Here is a 16,438-nt window from a genome sequence, read left to right as displayed (position 1 = left end):
CCAATGAGGCGAATCAATGCGAAACGCGTGCTGGTCGGTGAACCGCTCGACACCGCGCGCCTGGGCGAGACCCTGCTGCCCAAACGGCTCGCCCTGCCGATCTTCTGCAGCGACCCGCTCTCCTCCGTGGCCTACGCCACCGAGGAGATCCTGCTGATCCTGGCCCTCGGCGGCGTCGCACTGCTCCACCTCACCTGGTACGCGGCCGCCGCCATCGTCTTCCTGCTCCTGGTGGTCGTCGCCTCCTACCGGCAGACCTGCCACGCCTACCCCGGCGGGGGCGGCGCGTACGTGGTCAGCGCGGAGAACCTCGGCCAGACCGCCGCGCTCACCGCCGCGAGCGCCCTGCTCGTCGACTACGTGATGACCGTCGCGGTCTCCGTCGTCTCCGGCGTCTCCGCCATCACCTCCGCCATTCCCTCGCTGAACGACCACGAAGTGGCCCTGTCGGTCGCCTTCGTGGTGCTGCTCACCCTGATGAACCTGCGCGGCGTACGGGAGTCGGGCCGGATCTTCGCCATCCCCACCTACGGTTTCGTCCTCGTCATCTACCTCATGTTCGCCGTGGCCGCCGTACGCCTCGGGACCGGCGAGACCATCCGCGCCGAGTCCGCCCACCTGCCGATCATCGCGGAAGGCACCTACACCGGAATCGCCCTGGTCTTCCTCGCGATGCGCGCCTTCGCCTCCGGCTGCACCGCCCTCACCGGCGTCGAGGCGATCAGCAACGGCGTACCCGCCTTCCGCAAGCCCAAGGCCAGGAACGCGGCGACCACGCTCGCCGCCATGGGCGCGCTCTCGGCCACGATGTTCATGGGCATCACGGCCCTGGCCATGTCGTACCAGGTGCACGTCGCGGCCGACCCCACCGAGCTGGGCCTGCCGCCCGGCACCGCTACCTCCACCGCCCTCGCCCAGATCGGCCGCGCCACCTTCGGCAGCTGGCACTTCCTCTTCTACCTGCTCCAGGCCGTCACCGCCGGCGTGCTGATCCTCGCGGCGAACACCGCCTTCAACGGCTTCCCGATGCTCGCCTCGATCCTGGCCAGGGACCGGTACGCGCCCCGCCAGCTCTCCAACCGCGGCGACCGGCTCGTCTACTCCAACGGCGTCGTACTCCTCGCCCTCGCCGCGATCGCCCTCATCGTCGCCTTCGACGCCCAGTTGACCCGCCTCATCCAGCTCTACATCATCGGCGTCTTCGTCTCCTTCACCCTCTCCCAGGCCGGCATGGTCCGGCACTGGGGCAAGGAGCTCGCCTCACCCGCCACCCCGCGCGAGGAGCGCGTCCACATCCACCGCAGGCGCGCCATCAACGCGGTCGGCGCCTCCCTGACCGCGCTGGTCCTGGTCATCGTCCTGCTCACCAAGTTCACGCACGGGGCATGGCTCGTCGTCATCGCCATGCCGCTGCTCTTCCTCGGCATGAAGGGCGTACGCCGCCACTACGACAGGGTCGCCCGGCAGGTCGCCGTGGCCCCCCACGCCAAACCGCGCAAACCGGCCCGCCACCACGTCCTCGTGCTGGTCGCCGCCGTGCAGGCCCCGACGCTCAAGGCCATCGGCTACGCGCAGGGGCTGCGCCCCGACACCCTGACGGCGGTCACCGTCGCCGCGGACGAGGGGGAGGCGGCCCTGCTGCGGGAGGCCTGGGCCGTGCACGATCCGGGGCTCCCCCTGAAGATCCTGCACTCGCCCTACCGCGAGGTGGTCGGCCCGATCATGACGCACGTCCAGGAACTGGCCGCGGACGCCGCCACGGACGTGCTGTCGGTGGTGATCCCGGAGTTCGTCGTGGGGCACTGGTGGGAACAGCCGCTGCACAACCAGAACGCCCTGCGGCTGAAGGCGCGGCTGCTGTTCACGCCCGGCGTCGCGGTGATCGACGTCCCGTACCTGCTGGAGTCGGCGAAGTCCGCCCGGCCCGCGGGGCAGGAGGGGTAGGCGCCTCCCCGGCCCCTTGCCGGACCGCGGCGGGCCGGCCCGCCGCGTGCGGGGCCGCGGAGTGCTGGACCACCGCCGCGTGCGCCAGCGCCAGTTCCACCACGTGCCGCGGGTCGGTGAGCGAGCGGCCGGTGAGCTGCTCCAGGCGGCGCAGCCGGTTGGAGACGGTGTTGCGGTGGCAGTACAGCCGCTGCGCGGCGTACGTGGTCGAGCCCTGACAGGCGAGCCAGGTCCCGAGGGTGGTCAGCAGGGTCCGCCGGTCCTCGGCGGGCAGCGCGAGCACCGGGCCCAGCACCACCTGCCGCAGCCGGCCCGCGAGTTCGGCCTGGCCGGCGACCAGCGCGGCCGGCAGCCGTTCGTCCAGCAGCGCCGTGCGCGGACCGCCGGACTCGGGAGCCGTGCGCAGCGCCAGGACCGCCAGCCGGTGCGCCCCGGCCAGCTCGGCCGCCGCCCCGACGACGGGGCTGACCCCGGCGCGCAGCCCGAGCGGAGCGAGCAGCTCCCGTACGGACTCCAGTGGATGGTGGCCCAGCTCCACCAGGCCGATCTCCCCGTCGCCGCGGATCCGCCACAGCACGCGCGGAGCGGTGGCCCCGCCCTTGGCGGCGGCCGGGCCGGCGGACAGGCCCTCGCCGCCGGATCCCACCACGACCACCGCGAAGCGGCCCCGCTCCGGCAGGCCCAGCCGCGCCGCGGCCTCCGCGGCCGTCGGCCCCGCGTCGGCCGCCGCCCCGTCGAGCAGGACGTCCAGCAGGGCCGCCCGGCGCTCCCTCTCGCGGTCGGCGCGGACGGCCTCGGTGCGGTGGTACGACTCGGTGAGGGCGTCCGTCAGCTGGTCCAGGACGTCCCATAACGCGGGCGCACCGGGCAGCAGCCGGGGCAGCGCCGCCCGGTCGTGCGCGGCCACGGCCTCGGTGAGGGTCTGCCAGAGCAGCCGGCCGCCACGGCGGTAGGTGCGCAGCAAGGAGGCGAGGGGCAGCCCCTGTTCGGCCCGCAGCGCGCCGGTGGCCCGGGCGTCGGCGAGCTCGACGGGCAGCCCCCGCGAGCTGCGCACCAGGCCCTCGACGGCCTGGCGCAGGTGGTGGTGGATCCGCTCGCGCAGCTCGGCCCGGCCGAGCAGGGCGGCGTAGGCGGGATCCTCGGTCAGCGTCCGGTCGGCGAGCCGGTCCGCCGCGACGGCGAGCCGGCGGGACAGGTCCTCGCGTATCTCCTCGATGATCCGCTCCATGACGGGCAGCCTGACACGGGGGAGGGGACGGTGGGGAGGGCCCGGAGACGGCACATCCGCTACCGTGTGCGAAGCACTGCACTTGCAGTGATCCCCCGATGTGCCTCACGCGATGTGCCGCACCCACCCCCCAGGGACCGCCCATGCGCCAGAATCCGCAGCGCCGCGCCGCACTGCTCGACGCCGCCATCGAAGTCCTGGCACGCGAGGGCTCGCGCGGCCTGACGCTGCGCGCGGTGGACGCCGAGGCCGGGGTGCCCACGGGCACCGCCTCGAACTACTTCGCCAACCGGGCCCAGCTGCTCGTGCAGATCCTGCACCGCACCCGGGAACGGCTGACGCCGGAGCCGGAGGACCTGACCGGCCCGCTGGACACCAAGGTGCTGCTGACCCGGCTGCTGGAGCGGATGCGGCGCGAGCGCAGCGTGCACATCGCGATGCTGGAGCTGCGGCTGGAGGGCACCCGGCGCCCCGAACTCCAGGCGGAGCTGGCCGGGTTCCAGGGCGAGGAGCTGGAGGCGAACATCGCCTGGCACCTGGAGACGGGCCTGCCCGGGGACCGGCAGGGCGTGGTCCTGATGTACCTCGCGATGCTGGGCCTGATCGTGGACGACCTGACCGCGCCGGCGATGCTGGAGGCCCACCCGGTGGAGGGGCTCATCGAGACGATGGTCGAGCGCCTCCTCCCGCAGCGGTCCGCGGACTGACTATCGTGCCGGTGAGGGAGCACCGGCATCGCGGGGGAGACCGTGGGGAGTGCAGGGATGGCGCACATGGCCGAGGGCGGAGCCGGCGCGGCCGGCGGGATCCAGTGGCTCGCCGACTGGGACGGATGGTTCGTCGGTCTGACCTTCGCCCGGGGCATAGGCCCCGACGAACTCGCCGCGCGGCTCGGCGCGCTCCCCGGGGTCCGGCCCGGGCCGCTGGGCGCGCCGGCCGCCTGGAGCATGGTCACGGAGACGGTCGACGGGGACGGCGTGGCCCGCGTCGGCCGGTGGGGCGACTGGTCCTTCGCGGTGGAGCACGGCCTGCCGGCCGGCGCGGAACGGCTCGCCGAGGTGTCCCGCGGCGGCGTCGAGGCCGTCCACCTCGATCCGCAGCCCGACCACCCGCCCAAGCAGTTCGCGTACGCCCGCGACGGAGAGCTGGTGTGCTGCTTCGGCCTCGGCGAGGAATGCTGGCGCGGCGGCCATCAGCCGGACTTCCTGCTTCCGGAGCTGATCGCGGCCAAGATACTCGGCCCGGACGGTGCGTGCGTCCGCCCCGACGAGGAACCGTACGAGGAACGCGACCGCCACACCCTCGCCGTCCTGGAACACCGCTTCGGGCTGTCGCTGCCGCGCCAGCTGATCGAGGACACCCCGCTGCCGGCGTACGTGACGTGCACGCGTTAGCGGGACCGGACGGGTACCGGGCCGATCCGGTACCGACCGGGAGGTATCCGGTGATCTTATGCTCAGGTTTACGCGAGTCAGCTGGTTTTGCGGCCGGTGAGCGACTTTGATGGGTTCGCCAGGCCTCGTACCGAGCAGGGGGACTCACCATGAGTACCGACCACACTCAGAAGGACAGCGCACCCACCCTGATCGGTTCCGTGCAGCGCGCACTGCGCCTCGTGGAAGCGATGTACGCCGAAGGCGGGGCGACGGCCAAACGGCTCGCCCGGATCACCGGGATCCCCCTGCCCACCGTCTACCACCTGCTCCGCACCCTCAGCCACGAGGGCTACGTCCAGCGCGAGGGCGGCTCTTTCCGCCTCGCGGACGATCTTCCGCTCGCTTCGTGATCAAATATCGACGCGTTCCGGCCAAGGTCTCACGCGCTTCATGGCATGTTCCAGCGGAAAATGCCAGAACGCCCTTTCGTACTGTGGAAGTTGAGTAAGTTCCCTCCTGTCGCGCCGTACGACCGTGCAAACAGCACGTCCGGCCGGGAGGGGAGCCCGCGTGCCCGGGATCGACGAATGCCTGCTCGAAGCCATGGCCCTGCCTGGTGCGCGGGGGGCCGCGCTGGTCGACTGGAGCAGCGGACTGGCCCTCGGCACCGCCGGGGAGTCGCCCGTGGGCGACCACGAGACCACCGCAGCCGAGACCGCCGAGCTGGCCCGGGCGGCCGCCGAGTACGAGTCCTTCGCCTCGACGGCGCCGGGCGATGACACGGCGGGACCGCCCGTCGAGGACCTGATCGTCACGACCCGCACCGGCTACCACGTCCTGCGCTTCGTCGACACGAGCTTCGACAGCAGCGTCTTCCTGCACCTGTGGCTCGACCGCACCGAGGGCAACCTCGCGCTGGCCCGCCACAGACTCAGGACCCTGGCCGAAGGGCTGGTGCTCAGATGACCACCCCGGCCCCGGCCGCGAACGCCTTCGCCGCCGTGTCCCCGCTGCTCACCCGGCTCGCCGCGGAGCGCGCCACCGGCGCCCTGCTCCGCGACCGCGGCACCCTCTTCCTGGAGGACGGCCGCATCGTGCACGCGGAGAGTCCGGCCACCCCCGGCCTCGACGTCCTGCTCACCACCGGCGGCGGCCTCGCCCCCGAGCGCTGGCGCGAGGCGGTCGACCGGGCCGGCGCCCGCCGCGAGGTCGCCCGCTTCCTCGTGGACAGCGGCGGGCTCGCCGGCGGGGAGCTGGAGATCTGCCACCTCGCCGCCATCTTCGACGCCGCCTTCTTCGCACTGTCCCCCGGCAGCGGGCCCTCCCGGTTCCGCCGCGGCGCCACCCACTGGATCGGCTCGGTCCGCTCCGTGCCGGCCGCCGCCGTCGAACGCGAGACGCGCCGCCGCCGGGAACTGCTCGACGCGGTCTGGCCCTACCCGCTGCTCGACACCGCCCCCGTGGTGCCGCGGGCGGCCGCGCCCGGCCAGACGGTCAGCGCCCGGCAGCGGATCCTGCTGCGCGCGGCCGACGGCGTGCGGACCCCGGCGGACCTCGCGTGGGTGCTGGGCCGGCCCGCCTTCCACACGCTGCTCGACGTACGGCGCCTCGCGGCGGCCGGACTGGTCGAAACCCCGCACACCCCGGCTCCGCCGCCGGTCGCGGTACCCCTGCCCGACTGGATGACCCAGGCCCAATCCCCGGACGTGGCGCTGCTCCGCCGCTTACGCGACGCACTGGAGGCAAGCCTGTGAGGCTCCCGCTGCGACCGGCCCTGCGCGCCGACCGCTCCGAGCGGAGGCCGCCCGAAAGGAGAAAGCCCGACATGAGCACGGTGCCCCCCGAGGCGGAGGCCGAGATACTCGCCGAGCTCCGCAGGCTGCGGGCCCGGGTACCCCAGCTCACCGGTGCGCTCGCCGCGAGCGCCGACGGCTTCGTCCTCGCCCAGGACAGCGCCGCCGCCGAGGCCGAATCCGTCGCGGCCCTGACCGCGGCCGCCCTCGGGGTGGCCCAGCGGCTGAGCGACTGCACCGGGCAGGGCGCGTTCCGCGAGCTGCTGGTGCGGGGCGAGGACGGATACGTGGCCACCTACGCGGCGGGCATGTCGGCCGTCCTCACCCTGACCGCGGAGCCCCGCGTCAACGTCGGGCGCCTCCACCTCGAGGCCCGGCGCTCCAGCCTGCGGATAGCCGAACTGATCGACCACATCCTCGGGCGGCGCGGTTCCGGCGTTCCGCCCCTTCCCCCGCTGCCGCCCGCTCCGCCCGCCTGACCCCGTACGACTCCACCGGTCCGAACCCGAACCACGTACCGCCACAGCGCACGACACAACGAAACAAGAAAGAGGAACCCCTCATGGCGAACGTCGATGCCACCCTCAAGGCAGCCACCACCAGCATCGAAGGCGCGCTCGGCGCCGCCCTCGTCGACTACGGCAGCGGCATGGCCCTCGGGTCCGTCGGCGGCGGAAAGGACCTCGACCTCACGGTCGCCGCCGCGGGCAACACCGACGTGGTCCGCGCCAAGGTCCGCACGATGGAGATGCTCGGCCTCAAAGACGAGATCGAGGACATCCTCATCACCCTGGGCAGCCAGTACCACCTGATCCGTCTGCTGAAGGGCCGGGGCACCTCGGGCTTCTTCCTCTACCTCGCCCTCGACAAGGGCCGGGCCAACCTCGCGATGGCCCGTCACCAGCTGAAGGCGATCGAGGCCGACCTGGAGGTCTGACCCGGGACCGCGACGTCGAGGTGGCGGGCGGCTTAAATCTTTGCCGTCCGCCCCGGCGATCAGCCGTGGTATGCCCGATAAGGGAGGAGTCCATGATTCTGCCACCTAGTAGGATGCTGTGAGCAGCTGATCATCGATAAAGCACCAAACGCTGGAGAACCCGCCACCCATGCCCCCGCGCCTGAGCATCGTCGTCCCCGTCTACAACGTCGAGCTCTACCTCGACGAGTGCCTGGAATCCATCGCCGCTCAGACCTTCGGCGACTTCGAGGCGATCCTCGTGGACGACGGGTCCACGGACACCAGCGCCGTCATAGCCAAGGCCTTCGCGGCCCGGGACAAGCGGTTCCGCGTCGTGATGCAGGAGAACGCAGGCCTCGGCGCCGCCCGCAACGTCGGCGCCCGTCACGCCCACCCGGACAGCGAGTACCTGGCTTTCGTCGACAGTGACGACACCATGCCGGACTACGCCTACCAGCGCATGATCGACGCCCTCGACGAGACGGGCTCGGACTTCGCCGGAGGCAACGTCAAGCGCTTCCGCTCCGTCGGCATGCAGCAGTCGTGGGGCCACCGCGCGGCGTTCGCCAAGACCCAGCTGAAGACCCACATCTCCAAGTTCCCGGCGCTGGTCACCGACCGCACCGCGTGGAACAAGGTCTACCGGCGCACCTTCTGGGACGAGCACGGCTTCCAGTACCCGGAGGGCATCCTCTACGAGGACGCCCCGGTCAGCATCCCCGCGCACTACTTCGCGTCCAGCGTCGACATCATCAGCGACTGCGTCTACCACTGGCGCGTCCGCGAGACCGGCGAGCGCTCGATCACCCAGCGCTCCACGGACCCGATCTCCCTGATCGACCGCGTGAAGTCCGTCCGCCTGGTCCGCGAGTCCCTCAAGGCCAAGCAGGGTGCCAAGTACGTCCGTTACCTGCGCGACTACGACTACAACGTGCTGAGCGAGGAACTCCCGCTCATCTACAAGTACGTCGCCGAGGGCGGCGCCGACTTCCGCGCCGCCTTCGTCAAGGAGGTCGGCGGCCTCGTCCGCGAGATCGGCACGGGCCCCTGGCCCGACCTGACGGTCGCCGACCGCCTCAAGGCCTACCTGGCCGGCGAGGGCCGCGTCGAGGACTTCATCGCGCTCCTGCACCACCAGCGCGACTACCACTACAGCGTGCCGGTCAAGGGCCTCGCCCGCCCGCAGGCCGACTACCCCTTCCTGCAGGGCCGCCCGCCGGTCCCCGCCAGGGTCCTCACCCTCGGCCCGCGCGAGCGCCGGGTCGTCAGCCGCCTGGAGCAGGCGGGCTGGGCCGACGGCAAGCTGCTGCTGCGCGGCTACGCCCTCCCCGGCCACCTCGGCGCGGAGAGCCGCCTCGGCTCGCGCAAGATGCTGGTCTTCCGCGAGGGGGGCAAGCGCCGCCGCTCCGTCGTCAGCACCCGTACGGTCGCCTCCCCGATGGCCACCGTGAAGTCCCCGCACCTCGCCCTGCGGCACGCCGACTGGGCCGGCTTCACCGCCACCGTCGACCCCTCGATCTTCCAGTCGGGCGGCAAGTGGCGCGACGGAATATGGACCACGTCCATCGCCGTCACCGGAGCCGGCGGCCTGCACCGCGCCCGCCTGCGCGGCGGCGAGCACGACACCGGCCAGAACCCGCCCCCGTACTGGGTGGCCCCCGACGTCCGGATCGTCCCGGCCGTCTCCGGTGCCCTCACCATCCAGGTGGAGATCGCCCGCGCCCGCGCCCTGGACGTCCACCCCGCCGGTGACGACGCCGTCGAGATCACCGGCGAGCTCTCCGCCGAGGCCGGGGCCGCGTCCGCACTGCGGGCCGTCCACGTCACCACCGGCGCCGTCCTCAGCTTCCCGCTGGAGACCGCCGCGGCCCGTTCCGGCCGCGTCCCGTTCACCGCACGCGTCCCGCTGGCCGAGCTGGCCGCCGTGGCGGACGCCGAGGTCGAGCCCGGCGAGTGGGCCCCCGAGCCCTGGAGCCTCTCCGTACTCGGCGCCGACGGCAGCGAGCACCGCCTCGTCCACGACGAGCGCGGCGGCTTCAACGGCCTGGTCCTGCCCCTGCCCGGCGAGGACGGCGACCGCTCCCTCTTCGCCAAGCGCGGCAACACCGGACACCTGACCCTCTCCGTGCAGCCCTCCCCGCCGCTCGTCGACGAGGTCAAGGCCGAGGACGGCACCGTGACCCTGCGGGGCCGGTTCGTGGCGCCCGCCGACGAGCCGTACGAGCTCGTCCTGCACAACGCGCACGGCGTCGAGTTCAGCTACCCGGTCACCCGTGACGGGGACGCCTTCGAGACCACCTTCCAGCCCGTGCTCCCCGAGGCGTACGCCGGCCGGACCACGATCCCCGAGGGCCGCTGGTGGCCCACGCTGCGCCCGGCCGCCCAGGGCGGAACCACCGCGGGCCTGCTCGGCGTCGACCGCGGCGCTCCCGTGCAGATGGGGCCGGGCCTGCTCTTCGACGGCCCGCACCCCTTCAGCACGCAGGGCCGCCGGATGCGGATCGAGACCCGCTTCCACGACCGCATGGTGCTGGTGGCCGACCCGCTGCTGAGCCCGCACGACCGCTCGCACTTCGCCCAGCGCGTCGCCCGGTTCGAGACCTACCCGGCGCAGCGCGCCCTGCCGGTCAAGGACATCGTGGTGTACGACACCTTCCAGGGGCACGGCGCCGGCGACTCTCCGCGCGCCATCCACGAGGAGCTCGTGCGCCGCGGCGAGAAGCTGGAGCACATCTGGCTGGTCCGCGACGGCCGCGCCGAGGTTCCGTCGACCGCCCGCGCCGTGCAGTACGGCAGCGTGGAGTGGTGGGAGGTGCTGGCCCGCGCCCGCTACGTCGTGACCAACGACAACGTGCCGCAGCTCTTCCAGCGCCGCGCCGGCCAGGTCGTCGTACAGACGTGGCACGGCACCCCGATCAAGAAGATCGGGCACGACTTCGTGCACGACTACTACACGAGCCCGGAGATCCTGGAGGGGCTGGAGCACGACAGTGCCCAGTGGTCCCTGCTGGCCTCCCCGAGCTCCTACGCCACCCCGCTCCTCAAGCGCGCCCTCGGCTACGACGGCGAGGTCATCGAGGCCGGCAGCCCGCGTACGGACGCACTCGTACGGCCCGACGCCGAGCGCATCGCCGAGGTCCGGCGACGGCTCGGCCTGCCCGAGGGCAAGAAGGTCGTCCTCTACATGCCGACGTGGCGCGAGAACTGCGAGGGCTGGTCGGGCGGCTACAAGCTCGACCTGCGGATCGACCTGGAGCAGGCCCGCCGTGACCTGGGCGAGGACCACGTCCTGCTGGTCCGCGGCCACCACCACGTGACCGAGCAGGTCCGCGACGGCGTCCGCGACGGCTTCGTCGTCGACGTGTCCCGCTGGCCCGACGCCGCCGACCTGCTGCTGGTCGCCGACGTGCTGATCTCGGACTACTCCTCCGCGATCTTCGACTTCGCGCTCACCGACAAGCCGATCCTGCTCTTCACGTACGACCTGGCGCACTACCGCGGCACGCTGCGCGGCTTCAACTTCGACCTGGAGGAGAAGGCGCCCGGCCCGCTGCTGACGGACTCGGCGAGCCTCATCGAGGCCGTGCGCAACGCCGACGAGGTCGGGGCGCAGTACGCCGAGGCGCGGGCGGCGTTCCGCGAGGAGTTCTGCGACCTGGACGAGGGCAACGCCGCCGAGCGCGTCGTCGACCGCATGCTCGCCATGGGTGCGGCGCCCGCGAAGTAGGCCGTACGGGCGAATTCCCGGCTGAACGCGAACCGGCCCCGGGCCCACCGATGAATTTCGGGCCCGGGGCCGGTCTGTATGTGTGGAACGGTACCCACCGTCCACGCACCGGCCTGGAGGCAGAGATGAGCGGCAACGGTTTCACCACGTGTCTGTGGTTCGACGGGGACGCGGAAGCGGCCGCCGAGTACTACGTGTCCGTCTTCAAGGACGGCAGGCTCGGCCGGATCGCCCGCTACACGGAGGCGAACCCCGATGTGGCGGGATCGGTCATGACCGTCGAGTTCGAGATCAACGGGCAGAGGTTCGTCGGTCTCAACGGCGGACCGCAGTTCCCCTTCACCGAGGCGATCTCCTTCATGATCGACTGCGCCGACGAGCCCGAGGCCGACCACTACTACGACACGCTGACCAAGGACGGCGGCCAGGAGTCCGCCTGCGGCTGGGTCAAGGACCGGTTCGGGGTGTCCTGGCAGGTCATCCCGCCCGGTGTCGTCGACCTGGTCAGCGACCCGGACCCGGAGCGCGCCGCCCGGGCCATGGCCGCGATGATGCAGATGAAGAAGCTGGACGTGGCGCAAATGCGTCGGGCGGCCGACGCGAGCTAGGCCCCGTCCCGGGTTCACGGTGCCTGGCCCCGCCCTCCCCGGTCGGGCGGGGCCAGGAGGGGTGGCTAGACGCACTCCCAGACGGCGGCCTGCGTACCGGAGGAGGTGCTGGCGCCGGGCATGTCCAGGCACATCCAGGTGGGGGCGCCGCTCGGGGTGGTGCCGCTGATCCACCAGCCGGGGTTGCCGTCGATGTTGTCGGTGTCCCACCACTTCTGGTTCAGGCCGCCGTTGCAGTCCCACTGGATGATCTTGGCGCCCTTGCGTGCCGAACCCCCGGCGATGTCCAGGCACTTGCCGGAGTTGGCGTTGCGCAGCTGGATGAACGTGCCGCCGTCGGTGACCTCCGACTTCCACAACTGCTCGCTCGCGGTCCCGCATTCGGCCTGGACCACCGGAGCGCCGTTGTCGTTCGAGCCGCCCTTCACCTTCAGACACATGCCGCTGTGGACATTGGCGATCTCGTAGCGGCTGCCCCGCTTGCGCAGCTGCCACAGCTCGTTGGGGGCCAGCATGGCCCCGGCCTCCGAGGCGGTCTGCGCCGTGGGAACGGTGGCGGGGCGGGCCTCGGCGACGGCCTGCGGGACCGTCGTCCCCGCCACGGCGATCAGGGCGACCAGACCAGAGCGGACGGACGTGCGCATCGTGGAGTTCATGCTCAGTGCCTTTCGTGCACGGCTCCGCCGAGGGTGCGGCGGGAGCCGGTCGGATGGAGGTGGCGCCGGACCGCGGGGGCCGGTCCGGCGCGGTGCCCACTCTGTCCGCCGGCCGTGTCCGAGCACATCGTGGAAGACCACGAACACGGCGCTCCGCGCGCTCTCGTGGTCAGTCCCGTGGCCCGCTCCCGGCGGTGTCCCCTCCGGCCAGCCCGGCCGTGAGCTGGCTGCGCCGCGTCACCTTCAACTTCCGGTAGGAGCTGGTGAGATGGGTTTCCACCGTGCGCCGGGACAGGTGGAGCGCCTCGCCGATCTGCGCGTTCGTGTGCCCCTGGGCGGCGAGGTCCACGACGCGCCGCTCCGCTCCGGTCAGTGCGCCCGGGCCGGTCCGGGCCCGCGTCGTGGTGCGGGCGTTCGCGTCGCGCAGCGCCGCACGCGTCGCCCGCAGCAGCCGGCCCGTCGGCGCGGTGGCCGGGTCGGTGCCCCCTTCGCCCCCGTCGCCCTCGCCGACCGTGACCCCCGCGGGGGACAGCAGCCGGGCCGCCTCGGCGTCGGCCAGCCGCAGATCCTCCCGGCCCCTGCGGCCGAGCCCCGCCTCGATGCGCGCCCGGCCGAGGTCGATCAGGGTCTCGACGCGTTCCACCGGCGCGGGTGCTCCCTCCAGCAGGGCGGCCGCCTCGGTGAGCGATTCCAGGCCCTGCCGGCCGCCGACGGCCGCGGCGTGGGCCCGCAGCGCCCTGCCGACCGTACGAGGCGTGCCCCAGCGGCGGGCGTGGCCGAGTTCCTCCTCGGCCAGCTCCCGCGCGTGGCCCGCCCGGCCGAGACGGACCAGGGCGAGGGCCGCACCGGAGCGCCACGGTGTGGCCACGGGGCTGACGAAGTCGCGGGCGCTCTGGCCGGCGCCGCAGGCGAGGTGGTCGTCGAGCGAGTCCTGCCACCGTCCTTCGAAGCCGTGGAGCAGGGCGCGTGCGTAGCGCAGTTCGTTCCACTCCCACGAGCTGTCCGCGGTGCTCTCGTCGGGTGTGGACAGCAGCTGCCAGGCCTGGTCGCGCAGGCCGAGCTCGTACCGGGCGAGCGCCACCATGGAGACCAGGTGGGGGGCGCGGATGCCGCGCCCGGTGCAGGTGTGGGCCAGGAGGGTGTTCTCGGCGATGACGCGCCGGAACTCACCCGCCCAGAGCGCCGCTTCCGCCCGGGCGCTCACCAGGCATTGCAGGCCCGCGTCCGTGAGGTCCGGCGGGGTCGGCGGCACGGGGAGCCCCTGCCGGGCGAGGGCCCGGGCGTCCTCCAGCCGGTCGGCCCACTGCAGCAGGGTGGCGGCGCTGCCGAGCCAGGCGGTGCGCAGCCGCGGGTGGACCGGTGCCCCGGCCAGCCGGGGCTGGATCCGGGCGAGGACCTCGGATGCGGAGAGGAGCCCGGCACCGGTCTCGTACTCGGTGATCAGACCGCAGACCAGTGGTTCGACGGCGGGCGGGGCCGTGGGGGCGAGGGTGCGCAGGCCCGCGACGGCATCGCGCCAGGCGGCCGCGTCGTGCGAGGAGATGAGGGCGGTGACCGTCCGCAGGACGTGCACCAGTTCGTCGTCGTCGGTGCCGGAGCTCGCCCGCTGCAGGACGCTCAGCGCGCTGGTCGTGCGGCCGCGTGCCGCGAGGGCCGCGCCGAGGGCGGGCGCCGCGGCGGCGCGTTCCTGGCGGTCGGGATGCAGGTCGAGGCCGGCGCGGAGCCTGCGGATGCCCGCCTCGGCGCTGTGCGGGAACTCCAGCGTTCCCAGGCGCAGGGTGAGGTCGGCCTGCCGGTCCCGGGCCAACGGCGGTCGCGTCCGCAGGGCGTGGCGCAGCAGTCCGGCGGCCTCTTCGGTGTGCCCGGCCCGCACGGCGTCGTCGGCCGCCTCCTCGAGGCAGCGTGCCATCCACACCTCGCACGGGCGTTCCAGGTGCAGCAGGTGGGCGGCGACGGCCGCGGCGGGGGCGCCGCGGTCGTGGAGCAGCCGGGCGGCACGGGTGTGCAGGGCCGCCAGTTCGGTGGGGTCGGCCGCGTCCCGTACTGCTCGGAGGGCGAGCGGGTGGGAGAGCAGCCGGGCCAGCCGCGGCGCGCAGGGCGCGGCCGCGTGGCGGGCCGGGCAGAGCGTCAGTGCCTCCCGGAGCAGAGCGGAACCGGTGGCGGGAGAGCACGCTGCGGTGACGGCGAGGGCCAGGGCGATGTGGCGGGTCTCGTCGTCGGCGCGGTGCCGGATCCAGCGGGCGAGCGCGTCGCGGTAGCGGACGGGAGGAGCGCCGCCCGGCCTGTGCGGGGCGTGCCCCGGTTCCGGGGCGGTGGGGTCGGGGGAGTGGACGGGGTCGGCCAGGTCGGCGAGGTCGGCGAGGAGCGCGTGGACGAGGGCGGGGTTGCCCGCGGTCGCGTCCCGGCACATCACCCGCTGCTCGGGAGTCAGCCCGCGCTCGCGCGCGAGCCGTGCGACGGTGTCCTGCCCGAGCGGGGGAAGCGGGTGGCAGACGCCCGTGGTCCGGGGCAGCCAGGTGACGTCGGAGTGCTCGCGGCATTCGGTCGCCAGCAGCAGGACCGGAAGCCCGGCGATCCGGCGCGCCAGGTAGCCGATCCAGCGGCGTGACACCGGGTCCGCGCAGTGCAGGTCGTCGACGGCCAGCAGCACGGGCCGGGCTGCCGCCGTCCGGGTCAGCAGGTCCAGCAGCCGGTGGAAGACCTCTTGCTCCTGCTCGGCGGCGGGCTCGGCGAAGGGAATGCCGTCGGCGCCGGGGAAGACCTGGCGCAGGAGGGCGAACGGGAAGGCGGTCTCCTCGGGCGAGCAGCGCGCGGACAGCACCCGTACGCCGTGGTCGGAACCCGCCCGGCCGACGACGGTGTCGAGCACGGCGCTACGCCCCCGGCCGGGCGGCGCGGCCAGCATCAGCCAGCCGCCCCTGCCGGAACGTGCCCGGGCCGTGGCGGCGGCCGCGGCCAGGAGTACGTCGTCGCGTTCGACCAGCTCGTGTGTCACTTCCGCCCCTCCCGCCCCAATGCGGACGGCTGCGTGCCGCCCGTAACGCATCATCGGGGGACGGGGCGCGAGAAGTGGGATGATCTTCGGTCAGATCTGCCTGAAACAGCATCATCGGGGCCATCTCGGCCACGTGGGCGGCGGATTGACCGGATTCGAAGCCGAATGCGCAGCCGGATCCGCAGCTGAATCCGGGGGTGGCCGTCACTCGGCGGAGATCAGGTGGCCGACGTGGATCAGCCCGCCGCGATCCGGGCCAGCAGCGCGGGAAGGGCGGTGCCGATCGGCTCGCGGACGACCTCGTCGGCCAGCGAGTCGTACGGGGTCTCCTCGGCGTTCACGATGATCAGCCGGGCTCCGGCCTCGGCGGCCATCCCGGCCAGTGACGCGGCCGGCTGCACCTGGAGCGTGGACCCGACGGCGACGAATACCTGGCACCCCTTGGCCACGGCCATGGCCTGCCCCAGCACCACGGGGTCGAGCCGCTGCCCGAACATCACCGTCGCCGCCTTCAGGATCCCGCCGCACGCCGGACAGGCGGGATCCGGTTCCCCGGCGGCGACCCGGGCCAGCGCCTCGTCCATGCCCGAGCGGGCGTGACAGGCCGTGCACACCACCGACCGGGCGGTGCCGTGCAGCTCGAACACCTTGCGCGCGGGCATCCCGGCGAGCTGGTGCAGCCCGTCCACGTTCTGGGTGATGACCCGGACCGGGGTGCCGCCGCGTTCGAGTTCGGCCACGGCCAGGTGCGCGGCGTTCGGCCGTGCTCCGAGCGCGGCGAGCTCGGCGCGCATCAGCCAGGACCGGCGCCGGATCTCCGGATCGGCCATGTAGTACTCGTAGGTCACGAGCTTCTCGGCGTCCGGCTCCCGGCGCCACAGGCCCTGTGGCCCCCGGTAGTCCGGAATCCCGGAGTCGGTGGACATCCCGGCCCCGCTGAACACTGCGACAAGCGGCTTCCCCATGCGCCGACCCTACGTACCGGCGCCGCGCACTCGCGACCGCATTTCCGCGCCCCCGGCCGAGCTCCGGCCGAGCTCCGGCCGAGCTCCGGCCGCGCCCCGGAGCAGGCCGTGAGCACGCCGCGAGCAGGCCGGAGGGTCGTTTCTGCGGTGAATCGCGCCCCCCACAGGAGTGAGATCCGCGCGGCTCC

14 protein-coding genes are annotated in these 16,438 nt (G+C 73.2%); 10 read left to right on the top strand and 4 right to left on the bottom strand.

What is annotated here, in order from left to right:
• Positions 1-3: 3 nt before the first annotated feature.
• Positions 4-1,944 (top strand): APC family permease, encoded by a 1,941-nt coding sequence (locus tag AB0D29_RS17005; protein WP_362854923.1) that lies wholly within the window; start codon positions 4-6, stop codon positions 1,942-1,944.
• Here the strand turns inward: AB0D29_RS17005 and AB0D29_RS17000 are convergent.
• Positions 1,862-3,172, bottom strand: a complete 1,311-nt coding sequence (locus AB0D29_RS17000) for a helix-turn-helix domain-containing protein (RefSeq protein ID WP_362854921.1) — start codon at positions 3,170-3,172, stop codon at positions 1,862-1,864. The genes AB0D29_RS17005 and AB0D29_RS17000 overlap by 83 nt on opposite strands.
• A gap of 143 nt (positions 3,173-3,315) precedes the next feature.
• Here AB0D29_RS17000 and AB0D29_RS16995 point away from each other — a divergent pair, with 143 nt between their 5' ends.
• From AB0D29_RS16995 to AB0D29_RS16955, 9 genes are all read left to right on the top strand, one after another.
• Entirely contained in the window at positions 3,316-3,879 is a 564-nt protein-coding gene (locus AB0D29_RS16995; RefSeq protein WP_362854919.1) for a TetR family transcriptional regulator, read from the top strand.
• A 66-nt stretch (positions 3,880-3,945) separates the two neighbouring features.
• The gene (locus AB0D29_RS16990) at positions 3,946-4,566 is read left to right on the top strand and encodes a DUF6461 domain-containing protein (protein ID WP_362854917.1); all 621 of its coding nucleotides are present in this window, start codon (positions 3,946-3,948) and stop codon (positions 4,564-4,566) included.
• A gap of 149 nt (positions 4,567-4,715) precedes the next feature.
• On the top strand, positions 4,716-4,958 hold the full coding sequence (locus tag AB0D29_RS16985) for a helix-turn-helix domain-containing protein (RefSeq protein WP_362854916.1): 243 nt from the start codon (positions 4,716-4,718) through the stop codon (positions 4,956-4,958).
• 160 nt (positions 4,959-5,118) lie between these two features.
• On the top strand, positions 5,119-5,514 hold the full coding sequence (locus tag AB0D29_RS16980) for a hypothetical protein (RefSeq protein WP_362854915.1): 396 nt from the start codon (positions 5,119-5,121) through the stop codon (positions 5,512-5,514).
• The gene (locus AB0D29_RS16975; protein WP_362854913.1) at positions 5,511-6,302 is read left to right on the top strand and encodes a transcriptional regulator; all 792 of its coding nucleotides are present in this window, start codon (positions 5,511-5,513) and stop codon (positions 6,300-6,302) included. Before AB0D29_RS16980 ends, AB0D29_RS16975 begins: the two co-directional genes overlap by 4 nt.
• 80 nt (positions 6,303-6,382) lie before the next feature.
• Positions 6,383-6,820 (top strand): roadblock/LC7 domain-containing protein, encoded by a 438-nt coding sequence (locus AB0D29_RS16970; RefSeq protein ID WP_362855130.1) that lies wholly within the window; start codon positions 6,383-6,385, stop codon positions 6,818-6,820.
• 83 nt (positions 6,821-6,903) lie between these two features.
• The gene (locus tag AB0D29_RS16965; RefSeq protein ID WP_362854911.1) at positions 6,904-7,278 is read left to right on the top strand and encodes a hypothetical protein; all 375 of its coding nucleotides are present in this window, start codon (positions 6,904-6,906) and stop codon (positions 7,276-7,278) included.
• 169 nt (positions 7,279-7,447) lie between these two features.
• Positions 7,448-11,026, top strand: coding sequence for a bifunctional glycosyltransferase family 2 protein/CDP-glycerol:glycerophosphate glycerophosphotransferase (locus AB0D29_RS16960; RefSeq protein ID WP_362854910.1), 3,579 nt, complete (start codon positions 7,448-7,450; stop codon positions 11,024-11,026).
• Positions 11,027-11,151: 125 nt separating this feature from the next.
• Positions 11,152-11,634, top strand: coding sequence for a VOC family protein (locus AB0D29_RS16955; RefSeq protein WP_362854909.1), 483 nt, complete (start codon positions 11,152-11,154; stop codon positions 11,632-11,634).
• Positions 11,635-11,699: 65 nt separating this feature from the next.
• Here AB0D29_RS16955 and AB0D29_RS16950 read toward each other — a convergent pair whose 3' ends face one another.
• The 3 genes from AB0D29_RS16950 to AB0D29_RS16940 all read right to left on the bottom strand — a co-directional run bounded on the left by AB0D29_RS16950 (position 11,700) and on the right by AB0D29_RS16940 (position 16,250).
• Entirely contained in the window at positions 11,700-12,290 is a 591-nt protein-coding gene (locus AB0D29_RS16950) for an RICIN domain-containing protein (RefSeq protein ID WP_362854907.1), read from the bottom strand.
• Positions 12,291-12,459: 169 nt separating this feature from the next.
• Entirely contained in the window at positions 12,460-15,285 is a 2,826-nt protein-coding gene (locus AB0D29_RS16945) for a LuxR C-terminal-related transcriptional regulator (protein ID WP_362854906.1), read from the bottom strand.
• A gap of 236 nt (positions 15,286-15,521) precedes the next feature.
• On the bottom strand, positions 15,522-16,250 hold the full coding sequence (locus tag AB0D29_RS16940; RefSeq protein WP_362854904.1) for a Sir2 family NAD-dependent protein deacetylase: 729 nt from the start codon (positions 16,248-16,250) through the stop codon (positions 15,522-15,524).
• Positions 16,251-16,438: the final 188 nt, after the last annotated feature.

This window comes from Streptomyces sp. NPDC048424 (genome assembly GCF_040651555.1).
GTDB lineage: Bacteria > Actinomycetota > Actinomycetes > Streptomycetales > Streptomycetaceae > Streptomyces.
The sequence above is the reverse complement of the archived record's forward strand: the minus strand, read 5'-3'. Positions and strand labels throughout refer to the sequence as shown.

Excerpts from the sequence above, each read along its gene's own strand:
- AB0D29_RS17005 (WP_362854923.1), top strand. The coding sequence starts at position 4 with ATGAGGCGAATCAATGCGAAACGCGTGCTGGTCGGTGAACCGCTCGAC.
- AB0D29_RS17000 (WP_362854921.1), bottom strand. The coding sequence starts at position 3,172 with ATGGAGCGGATCATCGAGGAGATACGCGAGGACCTGTCCCGCCGGCTC.
- AB0D29_RS16995 (WP_362854919.1), top strand. The coding sequence starts at position 3,316 with ATGCGCCAGAATCCGCAGCGCCGCGCCGCACTGCTCGACGCCGCCATC.
- AB0D29_RS16990 (WP_362854917.1), top strand. The coding sequence starts at position 3,946 with ATGGCCGAGGGCGGAGCCGGCGCGGCCGGCGGGATCCAGTGGCTCGCC.
- AB0D29_RS16985 (WP_362854916.1), top strand. The coding sequence starts at position 4,716 with ATGAGTACCGACCACACTCAGAAGGACAGCGCACCCACCCTGATCGGT.
- AB0D29_RS16975 (WP_362854913.1), top strand. The coding sequence starts at position 5,511 with ATGACCACCCCGGCCCCGGCCGCGAACGCCTTCGCCGCCGTGTCCCCG.
- AB0D29_RS16965 (WP_362854911.1), top strand. The coding sequence starts at position 6,904 with ATGGCGAACGTCGATGCCACCCTCAAGGCAGCCACCACCAGCATCGAA.
- AB0D29_RS16960 (WP_362854910.1), top strand. The coding sequence starts at position 7,448 with ATGCCCCCGCGCCTGAGCATCGTCGTCCCCGTCTACAACGTCGAGCTC.
- AB0D29_RS16955 (WP_362854909.1), top strand. The coding sequence starts at position 11,152 with ATGAGCGGCAACGGTTTCACCACGTGTCTGTGGTTCGACGGGGACGCG.
- AB0D29_RS16950 (WP_362854907.1), bottom strand. The coding sequence starts at position 12,290 with ATGAACTCCACGATGCGCACGTCCGTCCGCTCTGGTCTGGTCGCCCTG.
- AB0D29_RS16940 (WP_362854904.1), bottom strand. The coding sequence starts at position 16,250 with ATGGGGAAGCCGCTTGTCGCAGTGTTCAGCGGGGCCGGGATGTCCACC.